Here is a 19,949-nt window from a genome sequence, read left to right on the forward strand (position 1 = left end):
CACGCAGTGCCAATGGCCGAGCGTAGCGGATCGGGATGGGTTGATGATGGTGGTGAAATCGATGGAACCAGAACGGGCTTCGGTGCGTCTAAGGGTGTGCAGGAGTGCCACATCGGTGCGCGATTGTGCGGGATGGGCAGGGCGGTGAGGATAGGGCTCGACCGTGTGACTCGCGGCCGTCGGCCGGCGGGCGTGGGTTGCTGTGGAGGGTTGGCAGAATTTTGGCGCGGCGGAACTCGGTGTGGTTGTGGAGGTTCCATGGGGCGGGGGCTGTGGGGTGAATTGGGTGGGGTGGTGTCGTAGGCTGTGCGGAACGACGGGGTGGCCGGGTGCGGGGAGTACTCGGGGCGGCCGTGGGGTTGGTGACGGGCTCGGCCGGCTGGTGTGGCTCGGTGATCGGGGAAGACGGAGGATGCTCGTGCGGCGACGGTCTGTGGTGGTGACCACTGTGTTGTGTGGGGTGCTTGCGGTGGCGGGATGTTCCACCACTGAGAGTGGGAACGCACAGCCGAGTACGTCTACGGATCTGTCGGCGGCCACGGCGGCTTTGTGGGATCCGTGTTCGCAGATCCCGGATTCGACGTTGACAAGCCTCGACATCGACCTCGCATCGAAGCGGTCAGGCATCCTCGGAGCAGAAGAGCCAGGATGGAAGATCTGCCTGTGGGAAGAGAACGAGTTCCCGCCGAATTACGGGATCTCGGTCGCATCGTCAGTGCACACCTCCGATGAAGTCAGGGCAAAGCCCGGCAACGTCGATTTTGCAGACGTGACTATCGCCGGCCGCGCAGGAACTAAGTACCGGCAAAGCCACAACGATGTAAATGAAGACTGCACGATCATGTTCCCGACAAGCACGGGATTCGTACAACTCGGCATGCTGAATGTCAGCTCTAAGTCGAAGTCTGTACCGCCATGCGATCGGCTAACACCGATTGCAGAAGCGATCGTTCCACTCCTTCCACGATAGAATTACAACGATATAGGGGGTGCGGTGGCTCCAACTGACGAGAAGTCCCGCTGGCAGTACCTGAACGAAGAGGCCAAAGCAGGACGCCTCTACTTGGATCCGTCGGTCGCTACAAGCTGCCGGGATGCAAGCAATACACAAATCGCCCTATTCACGCAGCTCAAGAATGATCTCCAGATGCTGGCCAGCGTCACCGGACTCGGCCGCTTCGATGCAGCCGACGAGCTGGCGACGATGCTCGGCATGAAGGCCATCGGTGGCGAACGAGATTTCAAAACTGCCTTTGAGGAGCATATAGCGGTCCTTGAGCTCATCCGCGACACCATCGAGATCTCGGTGAAGAAGTACGAAGACCAGCAAGTAGCTCAAGCACAAGCGCTGAATTCCCAGGGCGCCAACATCCCCGGTGGTCAATAGTGTCATTCTTGGACAACCTCGGCAGGGCCGTCGTCAACACCATCCCGGGAGGTAGCACCTACCTCACGTTGAAGGATTACGCCGATGGCAGCAAGCCGACCCGCTCAACGGATGAGAGTCCGGACGCACACATCGCACGGAATCGGCTGGCGGAGTTGAAGACCGACTTCGACGGCACCTATCAGAAGCCGCAGGTTGTCTCGTACGACGAGCCGAGCCAGATGTCGGATCTGTACGAGCGGGTCTCCGCGATGTCGATGACCGACGTCAATACGTTGCACACCCGCTGGGAAACCCTGCGCAACAAGCTCGAAGAGGGGTTCAAGACCTACGACGCCCAGATCGGGACAGCGATCGCCGAGAAATGGACCGGCAACGCGGGTGCCAGCGCCGGTGCGGGAATCAAAGAATATGTCGAGAAGTCGGGCAACCTCCTCGGGTCGGCGCAGATGATGGCCGAGAAGGTGAAGGTCGTCGAGTCGGCCATGCAGATCGCCAAGGATCGGGTGAAGCCGCACGAAGGGTCCACGCTCAGCGGGATCGCGAGCTATATCCCCGGACCCACCTGGAAGATGGACAGCCACAACGCCGACACCGCGAAATCCGAAGGGGCGGAGGTGGTCAAGGGCATCTACTACGAGGCGATCAAGATCGCGGACACCGATGTCCCACTGGTGCCACAGCCCTACAACCCCCTCGACACCGGATCGAAGCCGGGCGACGACCAGGGCAGCAAAGACGACACCACCGGCACGAAGCCGACCACCCAGCAGCCCACTACCGAACAGCCCACCACCGAACAACCGACCACTGAACAGCCGACGACGGAGGATCCCTCCGACGACGACACCGGCGACGACACCACGCCGTCGAGCACGGAGCCGGCCGCGACGACACCACAGTCCACCGTGCCGACCACCCCGACCTCACCGGCAGGCACCACACCCGCCTCGACGACACCGATGGGAACCGGTGGCTCGCCAGGCGGGGGTTCGCCCGGTGCGGGCACACCCGGTTCCGGCGTTCCAGGAGCGGCCGTTCCGGGCACGCCAGGAGGCGCGACCGCTGGGAAGGCGGGCGCGAGCGCAGGCGGCGCGGGTTCCGGCGGCGCGGGCCGTGGAATGTCGGGCATGGGCGGTATGGGTGCCGGTGCCGGTCGCGGCAAGGGCGACGACGAGAAGGAAGCCGGGACGAAGGACTATCTGATCACTCAGGAGAACGGTGAAGAACTCACCGGGCTCAGCGAAGATCAGCGAGCCAGAACCGTTCCCCCTGTGATCGGAGAGTGAACGTGACTCAGTGGCAGTTCAGCGCCCTCGGGTTCACCGTGCTGTGGCGGGCGGCGGATCGGGATGTGCTGCCCTACCCCCTGCAGACGCAATCGGATGCGGTGACCGTGGACGACTACGACCGGCTGTGGCACGACGAGGCGCAGCGGATTCTGCCGATGTTCGACCAGTCCCTGGAAACGGCGTTGCGGATTCTGCGCGAGCCGGAAGCGCGATTCGAACTGGCCGGGTACGGCGACGGGGAGAAATTGCGGTCGTTCGCGGCGGTGCAGGGGCAGCAGGCGGTGCTGGTGGAACAGCAGCGGGTGCCGCTCGACCGCGACGGTGGTGACATCCGGATGAGCATGCTCGAGATCGAGCAGCTGCCCGACAAGCTCCTTTCCCGGCTGCCGAAGACGGGGGCGGCAGCCGGGGAAGGGTTCACGATGAACAGCAACGACATCGACGAGGAAACGCCCTACGATCCGTGGGCGGCCGATCGGCGCACTCCGCAGCAGAAAGCGGATGATTTCTTCGGGCGAACACGGTCGACACTGGTATATGTGGCGGGCTATCCGGGCGCCGCGATCGACAACCGGCCGCAACCCGGTCAGGGCTTCCACGTCATGGATTTCCCGGATGGGCGCTACCTGATCACCGAACGTGGCTCGGTGATCGAGGCACGCCCAGGTGATACCGGTGACGCGCGAGGAGCGCTGGTGCGGTTGATGAAATCGGCGCTCGCGATCTATCGCGAGGACAACGAGCCCGCGTACCGATAGGCACGCATCGACCCTGCCGCGGGTTGCGGCGGGGTCGATGTCGATTCGGAGCAGCGGGCAGCTGTCGCGCCGCTGAGGCAGAATGGCTTCATCCTCCGACTGGTCGTCGGAAACTCCCTCGCGCCGAGGCAGTTACAGGGCTATACAGGTGTTCATGGCAATTCAGAATCCGCCGGTTGAACCGGTTGTGCCCGAAGCCGAAGCGATCGCCGCCAACCGCGCGAACTGGGACGACCGGGCCGACGTGCACGCGCGTTCGCGGATGTACGACGTCGATGCCTTCTTGGCCGATCCGGACGACATTTCCTCGGTGGTGCGCAACGATCTCGCGATGCTGGCGCCACACCTCCCGGCATCCGGGATCCAGGGTCGGTCCCTGCTGCATCTGCAATGCCACATCGGCACCGACACCGTGTCCTGGGCGCGGTTGGGCGCGGTGGAGGTACACGGACTGGATCTGTCGCCGAACTCGCTGCGACACGCGGCGCGGATCGCCGAGGCCGACGGTCGCGACATCACCTGGGTCGAAGGGGACGCGCGGTTCGCCTCGGCAGTGCTCCACCGGCGCTTCGACACCATCGTGACCAGCGCGGGAACGATCGTCTGGCTGCCGGAGCTCACCGCGTGGGCGCGGTCGATCCATGATCTGCTCGAACCGGGTGGGGTGTTCGTGATCCGCGACGACCATCCGATTCTGGGCGCGATGCAGTGCCAACCGTGGGCGATCGACGACGACTACCTCGGCGGTGGTGGTGCTCGGAGCTACTCGGACTCGGGTACCTACACCGAGGAATCGGACGGGCAGATCACCCACACCACCAATCACGAGTGGCGCCACGATCTGGGGGAGATCGTCGGAGCGCTGCTCGGGGCCGGGCTCGTGATCGAGGCGTTGACGGAACTGCCCTATATGGACTGGCCCGCGTTTTCCGATCTCGTGCCCTGCGAGCAAGGGTGGACGCTGCGAGACGGCACGCCGCGCATCCCGTTGAACTTCGCCGTCGTGGCCCGGCGGCCTGACCGCTGAGCCGAGAACGGCTCAGCGGGTACTCGGCCGCGCGCTATACGGCCCGGATCAGCGCGATTGCAGCCAGCCGCCGATCCGCTGGGCGATGGCATCGGGAGTGAGGCCGAGTTCTTCGAGAATCTCGTTGCGGGAGGCGTGGTCCAGGAACTGTTGGGGCACACCGAGATCGCGGGTGGGGACGTCCAGACCCGCGTCACGCAGGCGGGCGGAAACGGTGGAGCCGATGCCGCCGTGCAGGCCGCCGTCTTCGACGGTGACGACGAGGCGGTAGTTCTCGGCGAGCTTGACCAGGGTGTCGGAAACCGGGATGACCCAGCGCGGGTCGACGACGGTGACCGAAATCCCTTGGGGATCGAGCAGTTCGGCGACCTGCATGGCGGTCTCGGCGAAGGGGCCGACGGCGACGATCAGGACGTCACCGTGCTGGGACTGCGCCGAACCGGCACCGGGGACGGCCAGCCGCAGCACATCCAGTCCGTCGAGACGTTCCACGGCCGTGATGTCTTCGGCGACACTGCCTTTCGGAAAACGCAGCACGGTGGGACCGTCGGAGACGGCGAGCGCCTCCGCCAGTTCCTCGCGCAGGGTAGCGCCGTCGCGGGGGGCGGCGACGCGGATGCCGGGGATGATGCCGAGCAGCGAGAAGTCCCACATGCCGTTGTGGCTGGCACCGTCGGGGCCGGTGACGCCCGCGCGGTCCAGCACGACCGTGACGGGCTGCTTCAGCAGCGCTACGTCCATCAAGAGCTGGTCGAACGCGCGGTTGAGGAAGGTGGCGTAGATGGCGATCACCGGGTGCATGCCGCCCAGCGCCAGACCGGCGGCCGAGGCCATGCCGTGCTGTTCGGCGATGCCGACGTCGAACATGCGCTCGGGGAAGCGTTCGCCGAACGCGGCCAGACCGGTGGGGCCGGGCATGGCGGCGGTGATGGCGACGATGTCCTCACGACGCGAGCCGTGTTCGATCAGCTCCTCGGAGAACACCGCGGTCCAGCCCTTCGGCTTCTTGCCCGCCAGCGGGCGGCCGGTGCGGACGTCGATCGGGTCGCAGGCGTGCATCTGGTCGGCGACGTGGTTCTCGGCGTGCTCGTAACCGTTGCCCTTGCGGGTGACCACGTGCACGACCACCGGACCACCGAAGTCCTTGGCGCGCCGCATCGCCGCCTCGAGCGCGACGAGATCGTGGCCGTCGACCGGGCCCACATACTTCATGCCGAGGTCGGAGAACAGTTCCTGCGGGCTCACCGCGTCCTTGATCCCGGCCTTGAGCGCGTGGACCATCGAATACGCCGAATCCCCTACCGCGGGAATACTTTTCAGAATGCGTTTCCCGGCGACGAGCGCGTGCTCGTAGGCGGGCTGGGTGCGCAGCGCGGTCAAGCGATCGGCGAGTCCACCGATCGTGGGGGCATACGAACGGCCGTTGTCGTTGACCACCACCACCACCGGACGATCGGGGGCACCCGCGATGTTGTTGAGCGCCTCCCAGCACATGCCGCCGGTGAGCGCGCCGTCCCCGACGATCGCGACCGGGGTGCGGTCCTGATCGGTGAGCGCGAACGCCTTGGCCAGGCCGTCGACGTAGGACAGCGCGGCCGACGCGTGCGAGGACTCGACCCAGTCGTGTTCGCTCTCGGCGCGACTCGGGTAGCCCGACAGGCCGTTGCGGCTGCGCAGCGAGTCGAAGCGATCCTTGCGGCCGGTGAGGATCTTGTGCACGTACGCCTGGTGACCGGTGTCGAAGATCAACGGGTCGGCCGGCGAATCGAAAATCCGGTGCAGGGCGATGGTCAGCTCGACCACCCCGAGATTGGGGCCGAGATGGCCTCCGGTGGCGGCGACCTTCTGCACCAGGAACTCGCGGATCTCGCCCGCCAGTTCCCGCAGTTGCGGCACGCTCAGCCGGCGCAGATCTTCGGGTGAATCCACCCGCGACAGCACTCCCACCTGAACTCGCTCCCTCCGGACTACATTGTGATCTGCCCAGTGTATTTGCCCGCGTGACGGGCACCGGCCCGCGGGCCCTTCCCCGCGTAGGCACGGCAAGGCCTACGGTCGCGACGACGATACTCCCGCATGCCCGCTGAACAGGACGCGCGAGCGGAAATCGGGTTCGGCAAAGGCTTACCTCACCGCGTTCTCGGCTGTGAGGACAATCTCCCGCGCGTCCCCGCCCGGCCCGCCGACGACGCGACCTACAGTGACGCTGTGACCCGACCGCACGGCGCGACGCGCACGATCGACCCGGGTGTGGTGGCGGGCATACTCGACGAGGTGTACGCGGTCTGCCGCGACGACACCTCCGGCGCACCCGCCGACTACATCCCCGAGCTCGCCGCGGTCGCACCGGATTCGTTCGGGTTGTGCCTGGCCACCGCCGACGGGCTCGTCTACGAGGTCGGCGACACCGACATCAGCTTCACCATCCAGTCCATCTCCAAGCCGTTCACCTATGCGCTCGCCCTCGCCGATCGCGGGCTCGACGGGGTGGCCGCGCACATCGATGTGGAGCCGTCGGGCGAACCGTTCAACGAAATCAGCCTCGAACCGGACAGCCAGCGTCCGAGCAATCCGATGATCAACTCCGGGGCCATCACCGCGGCCTCGCTGATCAACGGCCGCGACGCCGCCGACAAGTTCGAGCGGGTCCGTCGCTGTTACTCCCGGTTCGCCGGGCGCGAGTTGACGATGAACGAGGCGGTCTACGAATCCGAGGCCCGCACCGGGTACCGCAATCGGGCGATCGGGTACATGTTGCGCTCGGTCGGCATCATCGACGTCGACCCGGACGACGCGGTCGACCGGTACTTCCGGCAGTGCTCGATCGAGATCACCTGCGCCGATCTGGCCGTGATGGCCGCGACCCTCGCCGACAACGGGGTCAATCCGAGAACCCGCGAACGGGCGCTGTCGACCGCGCTCACCGAACGGGTGCTCAGCGTGATGACCACCTGCGGCATGTACAACGCCGCCGGTGACTGGGTGACCACGGTCGGACTGCCCGCCAAGAGCGGGGTCGGCGGCGGGATCATCGCGGTGCTGCCCGGTCAGCTCGGGATCTCGGTGTATTCGCCGAGGCTGGACGAGCAGGGCAACAGTGTGCGCGGGGCCGCCGCGTGCCGCGAGCTGTCGCGGCGGCTCGAGTTGCACTTCTGTCACGTGACTCGGTCGGCGCGCACGGCGATCCGCGCCGACTACTCGGTGGCGCAGCTGCCGTCGCGGTTGCGCCGGACCCCCGAGGACGCCGCGGTGCTGGCCGAGCAGGGTGATCGGGCGCGGGTCTACGAACTGCACGGCGACCTGTTGTTCGCCGGGGCCGAGCGTGCGGTGCGGGCGATCGAGGGCAGGGCCGACGAGCTGGACGCGTTGGTGATCGACCTGCGTCGCGTCGGCGAGGTGAGCCAGGTGGCCCGCCACATGCTCGATGAATTGCAGACCGAGCTCGTGCGGCGCGGCAGCCGGGTGGCGTTGGTCGATCCCGACGCCAAGCTCGGGCACGAGGTGTCGAGTCTTGACCCCGACGACCCGCTCGGGCGGGTGTTCATCGATCGGGACACGGCGACCGAATGGTGCGAGGACGTCGTGCTGGACCGGCATCGGCAGCCGGGCACAGGCGTCGGCACGTCGATAAGCCTCGACGAACACCCGCTGCTGGTCGGGCTGGACACGGCCGATCTGGACCGGTTGTGCGCGGATTTCGAGGTGCGCACGTTCGCCCGTGGTGAGGTGATCGCCGAGCGCGCGTCGCAACGGTCGGGGCTGTATCTGATCCTCGACGGGCGGGTGCGGGTCACGTTTCCCGGCACCGACGGGCGGGTGCATCGGCTGGTGACGTTGTCGGCCGGGATGTCGTTCGGCGAGATTCCGATGCTGATCAAGGAACCGTTCGTCAACGAGATCGTCGCCGAGACGCACGTGCGAGTGGCGGTGATGAGTCCGGCGGTGTTCGACGAGCTCGCCGAGCAGCACCCCCAGCTGAAACTCGCCCTGCTGCAACGACTTGCGGCCGGGGCGTACGCACAAATGGACGCAGCGGTGCGAACAGTATCGGCGAACGCCGACAATTACTGACCATCTCCAAACGCTGCTGTCCGAACAGTATCGGCGAACGCCGAGAACTACTGACCATCTCCGAACCCCACCTCTGGCAACACCGAGAATTACTCACCCGGGCCATGGAACTCGGTCCGGGTGCGAGACGTTGAGCAGCACAGCAGCCTTCGACCGACAGGAGTACCGCGGTGAGCAACAAGTCCTGGCAGGCGAGCACGACCACATTCGGGCGCGGGGTGGTGCGCGCGGTGCCCGATCTGATCCGGTTGACGTTGTCGGTGGAATCGCGCGCCGACACCGTCGCCGCGGCGTATGGGCGGGCCGGTGACCGGGTGAGCGCGGTCGTCGCGGCGCTGCGGACCGCCGGGGTGAGTGATGCGGACATGGCGACCAGTGGCTTGAGCGTGCGCACCGAGACCGTCTACACCGACAACGGGCGCAACGAGATCTCCGGCTACCTGGCGTCCACCGGGCTCAGTGTGGCGCTGCGCGAAGACACCGGCACCGGCACCGGCCCCGCCGAAACCGTTGCCGCCGCGGTGAAGGCGGGCGGTGACGACGTCCGCCTCGGCGGCCTCACTCGCGGCATCGCCGACCCGGCTCCACTGCTCGAGCAAGCCCGTGACGCGGCCTTCGACGACGCGAAGGCGAAAGCCGAGCAGTACGCGACCCGCGCCGGGGTAACCCTGGGCGCCGTCCTCCAGATCACCGAGGACACCGCTCCCCCGTCGATCCGCGCCTACGACATCAGTGCCGAGATGGACTCGTCCCCCATGCTGATGGCCCGCGCCAGCTCCCCCGTCCCCATGGTCCCCGGGGAAACCGAAGTCGGCGCAAGCGTCCGAGTGACGTGGGCCCTCGACTGACCCCCTCCCGAGGTCCGCAGCCCTACCGAACCCCTGTCATCGGTCGAGCAACGCCACACACTCCACATGGTGGGTAGCCGGGAAAGCGTCGAACGCCCGCAACTCCGCAAGGTGATAGCCCGCATCCAGGTACAACCCCAGATCACGGGCGAAAGCCGCTGGATCACAACCGATATGGACGATCCGACGAGGATCGGCATCGGTGACGGCGGCGGCGACATCCTTACCCGCACCCGCCCGCGGCGGATCGAGAACCACCACATCCGGCCTACCGGAGGCACTTCGAGCCCACCGCTCGACCCGGTCGCTACGCAATTCCAACCAGGGCAGATCACCCAGCGCCGCAGCACCGTCGACCACTGCCGACCGGGCGGACTCGACACCGGTCACCGCACCGGTCTGTCCCGTCTGCTCGGCCAGACGTGCGGCGAACACACCGACACCGCTGTAGAGATCCCACCCGGACCCACCGGGAGCAAGCCCCGACCATTCGGCGATCAGATCCGAATAGCATTGCGCCGCACCACGATGTGCCTGCCAGAACCCTGTCGCCGCCAGTTCCCAGCGACGCCCCGCCACATACTCCACAACCCGACCTGAACCTTCGACCACACACTCTTCACGAGGCGCGTTCATCGCCGACTTCCGCGAAGCCGCCCGGTCCCGGATCGCACCACGCTCATCACCCGCGGGCGGCGCCGACTCACGACGACGACCCGGACGCTGACCACGACCGCGACTCGCACCACGCGGAGTCTCGGGGCGACCGGACGGGCCGCCGGCCGGCGTCTCGGCCAATTCCACGATGTGCCGCACACCGTCGCCGTCGATCGCGACGACCACATCTGCCCCCGGCGTCCACAGCCGATCCGCGACACCGTCGAGCGCACCGGCGACAGGCTGCGGACAGCCCAGATCCGCGATCACCTCGGTGCTGCGGTAGCGATGCACACCCGCACGCCCCGCACGGTCCACGACCAACCGCACACGGGTGCGCCAACCGCCGGTGACCGCACCGGAATCACCCGCGATCGGGTCGACCGCCACCTCACGCTCGATCTTGGCCAACCGGCGCAGCTGCTCCTCCACCACCGTGGCCTTGAGCGCACGCTGCGCCGCGGGCGTGGCGAAGGAGAAATCACAGCACCCCGCACCGCCCGGTCCCGACACGGGACAGGTCGCGGGCACCCGGTCCGGGGACGCCTCGATGATCTCGACGGCATCGGCGCGGCAGAACGAACCGCCGCGGTCCTCGGTCACCCGGGCCCGCACCAGCTCACCGGGCAGCCCGTGTCGCACGAACACGACCCGGCCCTCGTGGCGCGCGACGATGAAACCACCGTGCCCCGGCGCCCCGAGACGGACCTCGAATTCTTGTCCGCTCCAATCACTCACGGCTACACCCACTCTCACCCTCGACCGGTGCGCCGCTCATTCGCGATCTCCTGGTCGTTCGAAACCTCGGCGCACCGATCCCGGTGCGTTCACATCTGCTGTCTGCTTGGCGCGGGCGGAGGAACTGAGCTGCCACGGCACGCTCGTCACCATCACACCGGGCTCGAACAGCAACCTGCCCTTCAACCGCAACGCGGACTGATTGTGCAGTACCTGCTCCCACCAGTGGCCGACCACATATTCGGGGATGAACACGGTAACCACGTCGCGCGGTGCGTTCTTGCGCACACGCTTGACGTAGTCGAGCACCGGCTTGGTGACCTCGCGGTACGGCGATTCGATCACCTTCAGCGGCACGTTGATCTCGCTGTTCTCCCACTCGCGTACCAGCTTGCGGGTGTCGGCGTCGTCGACGTTGACCGTCACCGCTTCGAGGGTGTCCGGGCGGGTCGCCCGTGCGTAGGCCAGCGCCCGGCGGGTCGGCAGGTGAAGTTTGGAGACCAGCACCAGGGAATGGGTGCGGCTGGGCAGCACACCGTCCCAGTCGGATTCGTCGAGTTCGCGCGAGACCGAGTCGTAGTGCTTGCGGATCAGCTTCATCACGATGAAGATCGCCACCATCACGATGATCGCGATATAGGCGCCGGCGAAGAACTTGGTGACCAGCACGATCACCAGCACCGCACCAGTCGCCGTCAGACCGATCGCGTTGATGACCCTCGACCGCTTCATCTTCGACCGTTGCGCCGGATCGGTTTCGGTGCGCAGCAGCCGCGTCCAGTGCCGCAGCATGCCGGTCTGGCTCAACACGAACGAGACGAACACGCCGACGATGTAGAGCTGGATGAGCTTGGACACCTCGGCGCCGAACAGCACCACGAACGCGATGGCCGCGCCCGACAGGAACAGGATGCCGTTGGAGAAGGCCAACCGGTCGCCCCTGGTGTGCAGCTGACGCGGCAGGTAGCGGTCCTGCGCGAGAATCGAACCGAGCACGGGGAAACCGTTGAACGCGGTGTTGGCGGCCAGCACAAGAATCAGCGCGGTGACGATGGTGATGAAGAAGAAACCGATCGGGAAGCCGTGGAACACAGTCTCGGCGAGCTGGGCGATCAGCGTCTTCTGGTGGTAGTCGGCGGGTGCGCCGATCAGATTCGAGGTGTCGTGGGCGTAAACGATGCCGATCTTCTGGGCCAGAATAATGATGCCCATCAGCAGCACGATCGCGATGGAACCCAACAGCAGCAGGGTGGTCGCGGCATTGCGCGACTTGGGTTTCCGGAACGCGGGAACACCGTTGCTGATGGCCTCGACACCGGTCAGCGCCGCGCAGCCGGAGGAGAAGGCGCGCGCGATCAGGAAGGCGAAAGCAATGCCGTAGAGATGTTCGTCTTCGGCGTTGAGCCCGAATCCGGCGGACTCGGCCTGGATGTCGTCACCGAGCACGTAGGTCCGGAACAGACCCCAGACCAGCATCGCGCCCATGCCGAAGATGAACGCGTAGGTCGGAATCGCGAAGGCGGTCCCGGATTCGCGAACGCCACGCAGGTTGATCGCGGTGAGAATCGCGATCGCCACCACGGCGAACAGCACCTTGTGCGTGGCGACGAACGGAATGGCTGACCCGATATTGGAGGCGGCCGAGGAGATCGACACCGCCACGGTGAGCACGTAGTCGACCAGCAGCGCGCTGCCGACCGTCAAGCCCGCGTTGGGGCCGATGTTCGTGGTCGCGACCTCGTAATCACCACCGCCGGAGGGGTACGCATGCACGTTCTGCCGGTAACTGGCGACGACCACCGCCATCACCAGGGCTACCGCGAGACCGACCCACGGCGCGTACACATAGGCCGAAATGCCCGCCGCCGACAGCACCAGGAAGATTTCCTCCGGGGCGTAGGCGACCGACGACATCGCATCGGAAGCGAACACCGGAAGAGCGATACGCTTGGGCAACAGCGTGTGGCCGAGCGTATCGCTACGGAACGGCCTGCCGAGCAGCACACGCTTGGCTGCCGTCGTCAACTTGGACACCGGGCTGAGCATAGAGGAATTGAGGAGCACCTTCGCGCGCACGTTCATCGGCGTCACGGGGATGTCCGGATTGTTTGTACCGCGTCGGCGCGGGGAAAATGGGCGATGGGAGCATCCGGCGGGTACGGTCCTTGCCGGACGCCACGGGTAGGCCAGGAACGAGGGTGCACGGTGTACGTAGTGATCATGGGGTGCGGGCGCGTCGGCTCGTCACTGGCGCGTGCGCTGACCCGGGTGGGTCACGAGGTCACGGTCATCGACCGCGATCCCGCGGCGTTCCGCCGCCTCGGTGAGGGCTTCACCGGGCAGGAGGTGATCGGCGTCGGGTTCGATCGCGAGGTGCTGACCCGCGCGGGGATCGAGCGGGCCGACGCGTTCGCCGCGGTGAGCTCCGGTGACAACTCCAACATCATCTCGGCCAGGGTGGCCAGGGAGATGTTCGGTGTCGAACGTGTCGTGGCTCGCATCTATGACGCCAAGCGCGCCGAAGTGTACGAACGGCTCGGCATCCCGACCATCGCGACCGTGCCGTGGACCACCGACCGGTTCCTGCGCACCCTCATCGGCGACAACTCGACCACCACCTGGCGCGATCCCACCGGCGCGGTCGCGGTGACCCAGCTGACCCTGCACGAGGACTGGTCCGGCCGCACGGTCCGCGATCTGGAACGCGAACTGCAGGTGCGGGTGGCGTTCATCCTGCGCTTCGGCCAGGGCCTGCTTCCCGAATCCAAGACGATCGTCCAGGCCGACGACATCGTCTATGTCGCGGCCACGTCCGGCACCGTCGGCGAGGCGATCGCCCTGGCCGCCAAAGCCCCCGTGAGCGAGGACTGAACATATGAAGGTCGCCATCGCCGGAGCGGGCGCGGTCGGGCGCTCGATCGCCAGGGAACTACTGCGCGGGGGGCATCGGGTGATGCTGCTCGAACGCCAGCTCGACCACATCGACCCGGCCGCCATCCCCGACGCCGTGTGGGTCCACGCCGACGCCTGCGAGCTGTCGCTGCTGGAGAACGCCGATCTCGAGACCTACGAGGTGGTGATCGCGGCCACCGGTGACGACAAGGCGAATCTGGTGCACGCGCTGCTCGCCAAGACCGAGTTCGGGGTGCGCCGGGTGGTGGCTCGGGTCAACGATCCACGCAACGAATGGCTGTTCAACGAGTCGTGGGGCGTCGACGTGGCGGTATCGACACCGCGGCTGCTCGCCTCGCTCGTCGAGGAGGCCGTGTCGGTGGGTGATCTGGTGCGGCTGATGACGCTGCGTCAGGGACAGGCCAACCTGGTCGAGATCACCCTGCCCGCCGATACCCAGCTGGCCGGCAAACCGGTGCGCACGCTGTCGATGCCGCGCGACACCGCGCTGGTGACGATCCTGCGCGGTGGCCGGGTGATCGTGCCGCAACCCGACGATCCGTTCGAGGGCGACGACGAACTGCTGTTCGTCACCTCGGTGGAAGCCGAAGAGGACCTGCGGCTGACCCTGGCGACGCACGGTGTGAGGCCGTAGCCCTTACGCCACTTTCAGTTCCGCGCGCAGCTTGGTGAGCGCGCGGTGCTGCATCACCCGGACCACGCCGGGACTGGTGCCGATGGCCTCGGCGGTCTGGGCCGCGCTCCAGCCGAGCACGATCCGCATCACCAGCACCTCCCGGTGATTCGGGGCGAGCACCTTCATCAGTTCGTGAGTGGCGGCGCGGCGTTCGAAGGCGAGTACCCAGTCCTCCGGTCCCGCAGAGGCGCTCGCGGTGTCGGGGAGGTCGGCCGTCGGGTAGGCGGTGTGCTTGCCGCGACGAAAGGCGTCGGAGACCTTGTTGGCGGCGATACCGTAGACGAAGGCCAGGAACGACTTGCCCTGATCGCGGTAGCGCGGGATGGCGGTGACGGTGGCGATCAGGACTTCCTGGGTGACATCCTCGGCGGTGACGGTGAGATGGCCGGTGGTGCCCATCCGCGCCGAGCAGTACCGGCGCACCAGCGGATGCACCAGGCGCAGGATCTCCGCGACGGCGTCGCGGTCACCGCGGGCGGCCGGGCCGATCAGCGCGTCGAGTTCGGCGCCGATGCGCTTGCTCTCCGACAGCACCGGCGCCGGGATCTTGGCGGCGTCGCGGCGGGCAGCGGTGGCCGGTCGCTCATTTCGGTGCTCGGTTGCCATCATGGTCGCCGGTCCTCTCACGATCATCGCGTGTTTTTCGGTACGCATTGATCGTGCGACGAACAGGCGGTCGCAACCAGGCACCCCAGGGTGGGTACTTCCCCACCTCCGGCGGCGCGCTACCCACCCTTACGCGGACACGGATTCCGTTCCGGCACCGGACTTGTCGGCTTTCTCGGCAGGCAGATGTCCGGCGCGGCGCACCGCCCACACGGTGACCACCAGGGCGATCGCGGTGAGCGGCCAGCCCATGCCGATGCGCGCCACGGCCAGCCAGGTGGTGTGGTCGGTGTCGTAGAGCTGTGACTGCACCAGGTAGCGGGCACCGAACACGACCACCCAGACGCCGGTGGCCAGGTCGTAGAGCTGACGAACGCGCTTGTCGGTGCGCCAGCGGTGACCGTGGCCGTTGAGCGCGCCCCAGATCACGCCGACGAGCGGTCTGCGCAGCAGGATCGACAGCGCGAACACGCCCGCGTACACCAGGCTGGTGTAGATGCCGAACAGGAAGAAGCCCTTGGCCTCCCCCACCCGCTGGGCGATGAGCGCGCACACCCCGACACCGAGGAAGCCGGAGATCGCGGGCTGGATGGGGCTGCGCTGCACCAGCCGCCAGATGAGGATGGCGGCGGCGACGCCGAGGGCGGCCCAGATGGCCACGGTGAGGCCCGCGAAGGTGTTCACCGGGACGAAGACCAGAACGGGCAGGGTGGAATAGATCAGGCCGCTGAAACCGCCGAGCTGCTCGAGCAAGGTCTGTTCGGCCTTCTCGACCTCGGTGTCGATCTCCGGGTCCACCGATTCATCGGTGACCACGGGCAACGCCACGGTGGCTTCGGGGTCCGCGGCAATGCGGTACTCGTCGCTGGAGGGCATACGTCAGCTGTTCCCGCGCAATTCGTAGTAGGGGTTGAAGATCACCTTACGGCCGTCGCGGTCGCCGACGCGGCCGCGGACCAGAATGCGCCTGCCCGGTTCGATTCCGGGAATGCGCCTGCGCCCGATCCACACCAGGGTGATGGCGTCGGTGCCGTCGAAGAACTCGGCCTGCACGGTGGCACCGGCCGCCTTCGGACACGCCTCGACACTGCGGAGCCTGCCCAGAATCGTCGCCTCTTCACCGCGACAGCAATCCTTGGCCCGCCGGGCACCGGAGGCATCGACCGTCTCCGCCAATTCCTCGGCGTCGAGCTGATCGATATCGGCGGTGAGACGACGACCGAGTCGACGAAAATATCCCGAGTCCGGACCCGATCCCGACTTGTGTCCGCCCGTGGATGACGACATGGCACGCTTCTCCCGCTAGTTGGCCGTACACCGCCACTGTAGATGGGCAAACGCCCGGCCGCTACGCTCGGTCGGTGTTGTGCACCCCACCCCAGGTCACCGTGGTCGCCCTGCCGGGGACCGGCTCCGATGCCGCTTTCGCCGCCCGCGCGTTCGGGCCTGCCGCCCATGCGCACGGACTCGCGTTCCACGCCGTCGAACCGGACCCGCAGGCCGTGATCGGGAGCTGTACCGCGGCTTTGGACGCTGCCGCGGCGCGCGGTCCGGTCCTGGCCGCGGGCATCTCCCTCGGCGCCGCGATCGCACTCGACTGGGCAGCCGAGCACCGTACCGCGGTTGTCGGTGTCATCACAGCATTACCCGCCTGGACGGGTGCCGAAACCGCCGCGTGCCCAGCGGCGTTGAGCGCTTCGGTTACCGCCGAGCAACTGCGAGCCGATGGCCTGGAGGCGGTGATCGAGCGAATGCGGGCGTCGAGTCCGCCGTGGTTGGCCGACGCGCTGACCCAGTCGTGGCGCGGACAGTGGCCGCATCTACCCGCGGCGCTGGACGAGGCCGCGGGGTACGCGTGGCCGTCGACGGCAGCGTTGGCCGCCAACAATGTGCCGGTCGCGGTGGTCGGCGCGACCGACGACCCGGTACACCCGATCGCCGTCGCCGAAGAATGGGCGGCAACATTGCCGTCGGCCCGACTGCACCGAGTGACACTCGCCGAGCTCGGCGCCGACCCGGCAATACTCGGGCATGCCGGGTTCGCAGAGTTGAGCGCGTTACTGCCAGCGACCACTCAGGCAACGGAAAGCCTTGCAGAACAACTGATTTCGCGAGTACATGGGTAACTCGCCGGGCACCCCCAACACAAAACTCACCCCGAACCGCCGGCCCGGCCACTAGCTGAACCGCCTCCCCACGACCGGCAAAAGTCGCGGAGAGGCGGGAAAGCCTAGTTCAGGCCTAGTTGTTGCATGGCCGAACCGTCCGCGCCTCGACGCGGCTCGTCCGGCAGCTTCGGCGGGAGGGCCGAGGGCGGCGGGGCGGCCGCGGCGGCCGCCTGGGCCTCGAGGGCGTCCTGCTGGGCCTGGACCTGCTGCTGGTGGGCGGCGGCCAGCTGTTCGGCCAGTTCCTGGGGTAGGACCACCGGGAGCGGGTCGCGCACGGGCAGTGGCTCGGTACCGCGGCGGACCACGGCGTCGGCCAGGACCGCGCGCGCGGCGGTGATCAGCGGGCTGCGGTCGTCGACGGCGCCCTTGGGACCGGCGGCGACCAGACGGATCATCCAGCGCGGGCCGTCGACGCCGATGAAGCGCAGGTCGGCGCCCTCGGTGATCGCCTTGACCTCACGGCCCCACGGGCCCTTCTCGACGGCCACGCTCGCGCCGTCACCGCGCAGCGACTCGGCCAGATCCGCGGCGACCGTGCGCCATTGGCCCGCCGACTTCGGCGCGGCGTAGGCGGCGACGGTGAGCCTGCCGTGCTCGGTGGCCAGGTGCACCGCCTGCGGGGTGCCGTCGGGGCTCATCTCCACCTGCAACTGCCCGCCCTGGGGCACCGGAATGAGCACCGAACCCAGGTCGAGGCGCCGCGAGATCGCCTCGTCGGAGACCTCGCTGATGTCGTAGGGGCCTGCGGCGGCATCGGGGGCGTGGTCGAAGTTGCCGTAGATGCGCTCATCGGTCGGCGCGTCGTCGAAGTCGAGGCGCGCGAAGTCGGGGCGCTGGAACTCGTCGGTGTCGTACTCGTCGGAGTCCGCGTCCAAGTCGTAGTCCGCCTCGTCGTACTCGACGTAGTCGGCGTCGTCGTACTCGACGTAGTCGGCATCGTCGTCGCGCGCGCGCTTCTTCTTCCCGAACAGACCCATCACGCCTCCTTGCCGGCCAGGCTGGCGTGCCCGCCGCTCGACCCGTATCCGCCGGTGCCGCGGGCGGTGTCGTCGAGATCGTCGACCTCGGCGAAATCGACCGGCTCGACCCGCTGCACCAGCAACTGCGCGATGCGGTCACCGCGACGCAGCTCGATGGCGGTGCGCGGGTCGTGGTTGATCAGGCACACCTTGATCTCACCGCGGTAGCCCGCGTCGACCGTGCCGGGCGTGTTGACCACCGACAGACCGGCCTTCGCGGCCAAGCCGGAACGGGGATGGATCAAGCCGACCGTGCCCATCGGCAACGCGATCGCGATCCCGGTGCCGACCAGCACCCGCTCGCCCGGTTCGATGATCACATCCTCGGTGGTACAGAGGTCGACGCCCGCGTCACCCGGATGGGCACGCGTCGGCACAGGGATGCCGGGATCGAGCCGCCGCAGCGGAATCGGTGCAAGTGCGTTCACATCGGTCGAGACTACGCGGTCGAGGCCGGACCTTCTCGTCGCAGCCCTGGTGCGGTGACCTAGTGTTGAGGGGTGCCCGACCAGCCCGATTCCCCGACCACCGCGACCGCGGACACCGACCACCGCGCGCCGAGCGCGCAGGGTCCGTCGCCCTACTCCGAGCGCCTGTGGGTGCCGCTGTGGTGGTGGCCGGTCGGCTTCGCGATCGCGGGCCTGCTCGCGGCCGAGATCCACATGGGCGCGCCGGGGCTACGGGCCTGGCTGCCCTACGTTCTGCTGGCGCCGGTCCCGGTCTGGATTCTGTTGTGGATGAGCAGGCATCGCCTGGATGTCACCGTGGCCGACGACGGTACGGCGGAACTGCGCGTCGACCGTGCCCACCTACCGGTGAGCTTCGTCGCGCGCGCCACGGCCGTCGCGCCGACGGCCAAGAGTGCGGCGCTGGGCCGACAACTCGACCCCGCCGCCTATGTGCAACACCGGGCCTGGATCGGCCCGCTGGCATTGCTGGTGCTCGACGACCCGGACGACCCGACGCCGTACTGGTTGGTCAGTACGCGCAGGCCGGACCGGGTCTTGGCCGCGCTCGGACTCCCGAGCGCGGGCTGACCCTTCCTCGCTGATCCGTACCGGATCAGACTGCGCGGCCCGTGCGGATCATGTCGACCGCAAGGTGCCGCACACTGCTTGCCGCTAGAGCGCGCAGTCCATGCAGATCAACTGGCCACCCTTCTCGGTGGCCAGTCGGCTGCGGTGATGCACGAGGAAACAGCTCGAGCAGGTGAACTCGTCAGCCTGCTTCGGGACCACCCGAACGCTGAGTACCTCGTCGGACAAATCCGCGCCGGGAAGCTCGAACGATTCCGCTGTATCGGATTCGTCGATGTCCACGACGGCGGACTGCGCCTCGTTGCGGCGCGCCTTCAGCTCCTCGAGCGAATCCTCCGACACCTCGTCGGATTCGGTGCGCCGCGGTGCGTCATAGTCGGTTGCCATGTCGTCTTCCCCTCAGTCCTTACTCCGTATATCCCGGATCAGTCGATTGCCGTAACCCCGCAGGGGTCCGGCGTTCGTACCGCCCCGCCGGTGGTGCACCTCACACGTGCACCGGTCGACTATCAGGTTCGACCGGCTAGCGATCTACTCCGACAGCGTTCGGTAAACGCAGGACATGCCCTTGTTGTTCCCGCGACCGACCACCGTTTCACCGGTAAATATTCGATCTGGGCGGGCAGACAATAGCGGACCAACGGGCGAAAGTCGCAATCAAACCCCAGCCGTGCCGAAACCGACGACGAATCGTCACCTGCTGGGAAACTCGCCGAGACCTCCCCGACTCGCGTACCGCGGCGGGACTCGTA

At 67.3% G+C, this 19,949-nt stretch carries 20 protein-coding genes; 11 read left to right on the forward strand and 9 right to left on the reverse strand.

What is annotated here, in order from left to right; all coding sequences use genetic code 11:
* The first annotated feature begins 439 nt into the window (after positions 1–439).
* The 5 genes from ACFXKN_RS20500 to ACFXKN_RS20520 all read left to right on the forward strand — a co-directional run bounded on the left by ACFXKN_RS20500 (position 440) and on the right by ACFXKN_RS20520 (position 4,464).
* Positions 440–970: a DUF3558 domain-containing protein gene (locus ACFXKN_RS20500; RefSeq protein ID WP_378944975.1), complete on the forward strand. Its 531-nt coding sequence runs from the start codon at positions 440–442 to the stop codon at positions 968–970.
* Between the two features lie 24 nt (positions 971–994).
* Positions 995–1,387 (forward strand): hypothetical protein, encoded by a 393-nt coding sequence (locus ACFXKN_RS20505; RefSeq protein WP_378944972.1) that lies wholly within the window; start codon positions 995–997, stop codon positions 1,385–1,387.
* On the forward strand, positions 1,387–2,676 hold the full coding sequence (locus ACFXKN_RS20510) for a hypothetical protein (RefSeq protein WP_378944969.1): 1,290 nt from the start codon (positions 1,387–1,389) through the stop codon (positions 2,674–2,676). The genes ACFXKN_RS20505 and ACFXKN_RS20510 overlap by 1 nt, the downstream gene beginning before the upstream one ends.
* A gap of 2 nt (positions 2,677–2,678) precedes the next feature.
* On the forward strand, positions 2,679–3,437 hold the full coding sequence (locus ACFXKN_RS20515) for an ESX secretion-associated protein EspG (protein ID WP_378944966.1): 759 nt from the start codon (positions 2,679–2,681) through the stop codon (positions 3,435–3,437).
* A 154-nt stretch (positions 3,438–3,591) separates the two neighbouring features.
* A complete protein-coding gene (locus ACFXKN_RS20520; RefSeq protein ID WP_378944963.1) occupies positions 3,592–4,464 on the forward strand; it encodes a class I SAM-dependent methyltransferase in 873 nt (290 codons plus the stop codon).
* A 48-nt stretch (positions 4,465–4,512) separates the two neighbouring features.
* Here ACFXKN_RS20520 and dxs read toward each other — a convergent pair whose 3' ends face one another.
* Positions 4,513–6,411, reverse strand: coding sequence for a 1-deoxy-D-xylulose-5-phosphate synthase (gene dxs / locus ACFXKN_RS20525; RefSeq protein WP_378944959.1), 1,899 nt, complete (start codon positions 6,409–6,411; stop codon positions 4,513–4,515).
* Positions 6,412–6,540: 129 nt separating this feature from the next.
* On the opposite strand from dxs, the gene glsA reads away from it, so the two are divergent.
* Both glsA and ACFXKN_RS20535 read left to right on the forward strand, forming a co-directional pair.
* Complete coding sequence (gene glsA, locus ACFXKN_RS20530) at positions 6,541–8,535, forward strand: glutaminase A (RefSeq protein ID WP_378944956.1); 1,995 nt, start codon at positions 6,541–6,543, stop codon at positions 8,533–8,535.
* Positions 8,536–8,705: 170 nt separating this feature from the next.
* Positions 8,706–9,383, forward strand: coding sequence for an SIMPL domain-containing protein (locus ACFXKN_RS20535; protein WP_378944953.1), 678 nt, complete (start codon positions 8,706–8,708; stop codon positions 9,381–9,383).
* Between the two features lie 36 nt (positions 9,384–9,419).
* Here the strand turns inward: ACFXKN_RS20535 and ACFXKN_RS20540 are convergent, their stop codons facing one another.
* Positions 9,420–10,778, reverse strand: a complete 1,359-nt coding sequence (locus ACFXKN_RS20540; protein WP_379433616.1) for a class I SAM-dependent RNA methyltransferase — start codon at positions 10,776–10,778, stop codon at positions 9,420–9,422.
* Between the two features lie 36 nt (positions 10,779–10,814).
* Complete coding sequence (locus ACFXKN_RS20545; RefSeq protein ID WP_378944944.1) at positions 10,815–12,812, reverse strand: APC family permease; 1,998 nt, start codon at positions 12,810–12,812, stop codon at positions 10,815–10,817.
* A gap of 171 nt (positions 12,813–12,983) precedes the next feature.
* On the opposite strand from ACFXKN_RS20545, the gene ACFXKN_RS20550 reads away from it, so the two are divergent.
* On the forward strand, positions 12,984–13,649 hold the full coding sequence (locus ACFXKN_RS20550) for a potassium channel family protein (RefSeq protein WP_378944941.1): 666 nt from the start codon (positions 12,984–12,986) through the stop codon (positions 13,647–13,649).
* 4 nt (positions 13,650–13,653) lie between these two features.
* Positions 13,654–14,325: a potassium channel family protein gene (locus ACFXKN_RS20555; RefSeq protein ID WP_378905736.1), complete on the forward strand. Its 672-nt coding sequence runs from the start codon at positions 13,654–13,656 to the stop codon at positions 14,323–14,325.
* Between the two features lie 3 nt (positions 14,326–14,328).
* Here the strand turns inward: ACFXKN_RS20555 and ACFXKN_RS20560 are convergent, their stop codons facing one another.
* The 3 genes from ACFXKN_RS20560 to ACFXKN_RS20570 form a co-directional block, all read right to left on the reverse strand.
* Complete coding sequence (locus tag ACFXKN_RS20560) at positions 14,329–14,973, reverse strand: sigma-70 family RNA polymerase sigma factor (RefSeq protein WP_378946205.1); 645 nt, start codon at positions 14,971–14,973, stop codon at positions 14,329–14,331.
* Between the two features lie 129 nt (positions 14,974–15,102).
* Entirely contained in the window at positions 15,103–15,849 is a 747-nt protein-coding gene (locus tag ACFXKN_RS20565) for a DUF3159 domain-containing protein (protein WP_378944936.1), read from the reverse strand.
* A 3-nt stretch (positions 15,850–15,852) separates the two neighbouring features.
* Positions 15,853–16,260 (reverse strand): OB-fold nucleic acid binding domain-containing protein, encoded by a 408-nt coding sequence (locus tag ACFXKN_RS20570; RefSeq protein ID WP_101466671.1) that lies wholly within the window; start codon positions 16,258–16,260, stop codon positions 15,853–15,855.
* Positions 16,261–16,334: 74 nt separating this feature from the next.
* Here ACFXKN_RS20570 and ACFXKN_RS20575 point away from each other — a divergent pair, with 74 nt between their 5' ends.
* On the forward strand, positions 16,335–17,099 hold the full coding sequence (locus tag ACFXKN_RS20575) for an alpha/beta fold hydrolase (protein ID WP_378944932.1): 765 nt from the start codon (positions 16,335–16,337) through the stop codon (positions 17,097–17,099).
* A gap of 104 nt (positions 17,100–17,203) precedes the next feature.
* Here ACFXKN_RS20575 and ACFXKN_RS20580 read toward each other — a convergent pair whose 3' ends face one another.
* The gene (locus ACFXKN_RS20580; RefSeq protein WP_378946202.1) at positions 17,204–18,112 is read right to left on the reverse strand and encodes a DUF3710 domain-containing protein; all 909 of its coding nucleotides are present in this window, start codon (positions 18,110–18,112) and stop codon (positions 17,204–17,206) included.
* A 5-nt stretch (positions 18,113–18,117) separates the two neighbouring features.
* Positions 18,118–18,588 (reverse strand): dUTP diphosphatase, encoded by a 471-nt coding sequence (gene dut / locus ACFXKN_RS20585; RefSeq protein WP_378944927.1) that lies wholly within the window; start codon positions 18,586–18,588, stop codon positions 18,118–18,120.
* A gap of 72 nt (positions 18,589–18,660) precedes the next feature.
* Between dut and ACFXKN_RS20590 the strand changes: the two genes are divergently transcribed.
* Positions 18,661–19,197 (forward strand): DUF3093 domain-containing protein, encoded by a 537-nt coding sequence (locus ACFXKN_RS20590; protein ID WP_378944924.1) that lies wholly within the window; start codon positions 18,661–18,663, stop codon positions 19,195–19,197.
* Positions 19,198–19,281: 84 nt separating this feature from the next.
* Here ACFXKN_RS20590 and ACFXKN_RS20595 read toward each other — a convergent pair whose 3' ends face one another.
* Positions 19,282–19,584 carry a DUF4193 domain-containing protein gene (locus ACFXKN_RS20595; protein ID WP_056811237.1) on the reverse strand — a complete coding sequence of 101 codons (303 nt, stop codon included), beginning with the start codon at positions 19,582–19,584 and terminating at the stop codon, positions 19,282–19,284.
* Between the last annotated feature and the right edge of the window lie 365 nt (positions 19,585–19,949).

Origin of the sequence: Nocardia sp. NPDC059195, assembly GCF_042754695.1 — a bacterium.
Taxonomy (GTDB): domain Bacteria; phylum Actinomycetota; class Actinomycetes; order Mycobacteriales; family Mycobacteriaceae; genus Nocardia.

Bases quoted from the DNA above. Each gene is read 5' to 3' on its own strand.
- ACFXKN_RS20520 (WP_378944963.1), top strand. From the start codon at position 3,592: ATGGCAATTCAGAATCCGCCGGTTGAACCGGTTGTGCCCGAAGCCGAA.
- glsA (WP_378944956.1), top strand. From the start codon at position 6,541: ATGCCCGCTGAACAGGACGCGCGAGCGGAAATCGGGTTCGGCAAAGGC.
- ACFXKN_RS20555 (WP_378905736.1), top strand. From the start codon at position 13,654: ATGAAGGTCGCCATCGCCGGAGCGGGCGCGGTCGGGCGCTCGATCGCC.
- ACFXKN_RS20560 (WP_378946205.1), bottom strand. From the start codon at position 14,973: ATGGCAACCGAGCACCGAAATGAGCGACCGGCCACCGCTGCCCGCCGC.
- ACFXKN_RS20565 (WP_378944936.1), bottom strand. From the start codon at position 15,849: ATGCCCTCCAGCGACGAGTACCGCATTGCCGCGGACCCCGAAGCCACC.
- ACFXKN_RS20570 (WP_101466671.1), bottom strand. From the start codon at position 16,260: ATGTCGTCATCCACGGGCGGACACAAGTCGGGATCGGGTCCGGACTCG.
- ACFXKN_RS20595 (WP_056811237.1), bottom strand. From the start codon at position 19,584: ATGGCAACCGACTATGACGCACCGCGGCGCACCGAATCCGACGAGGTG.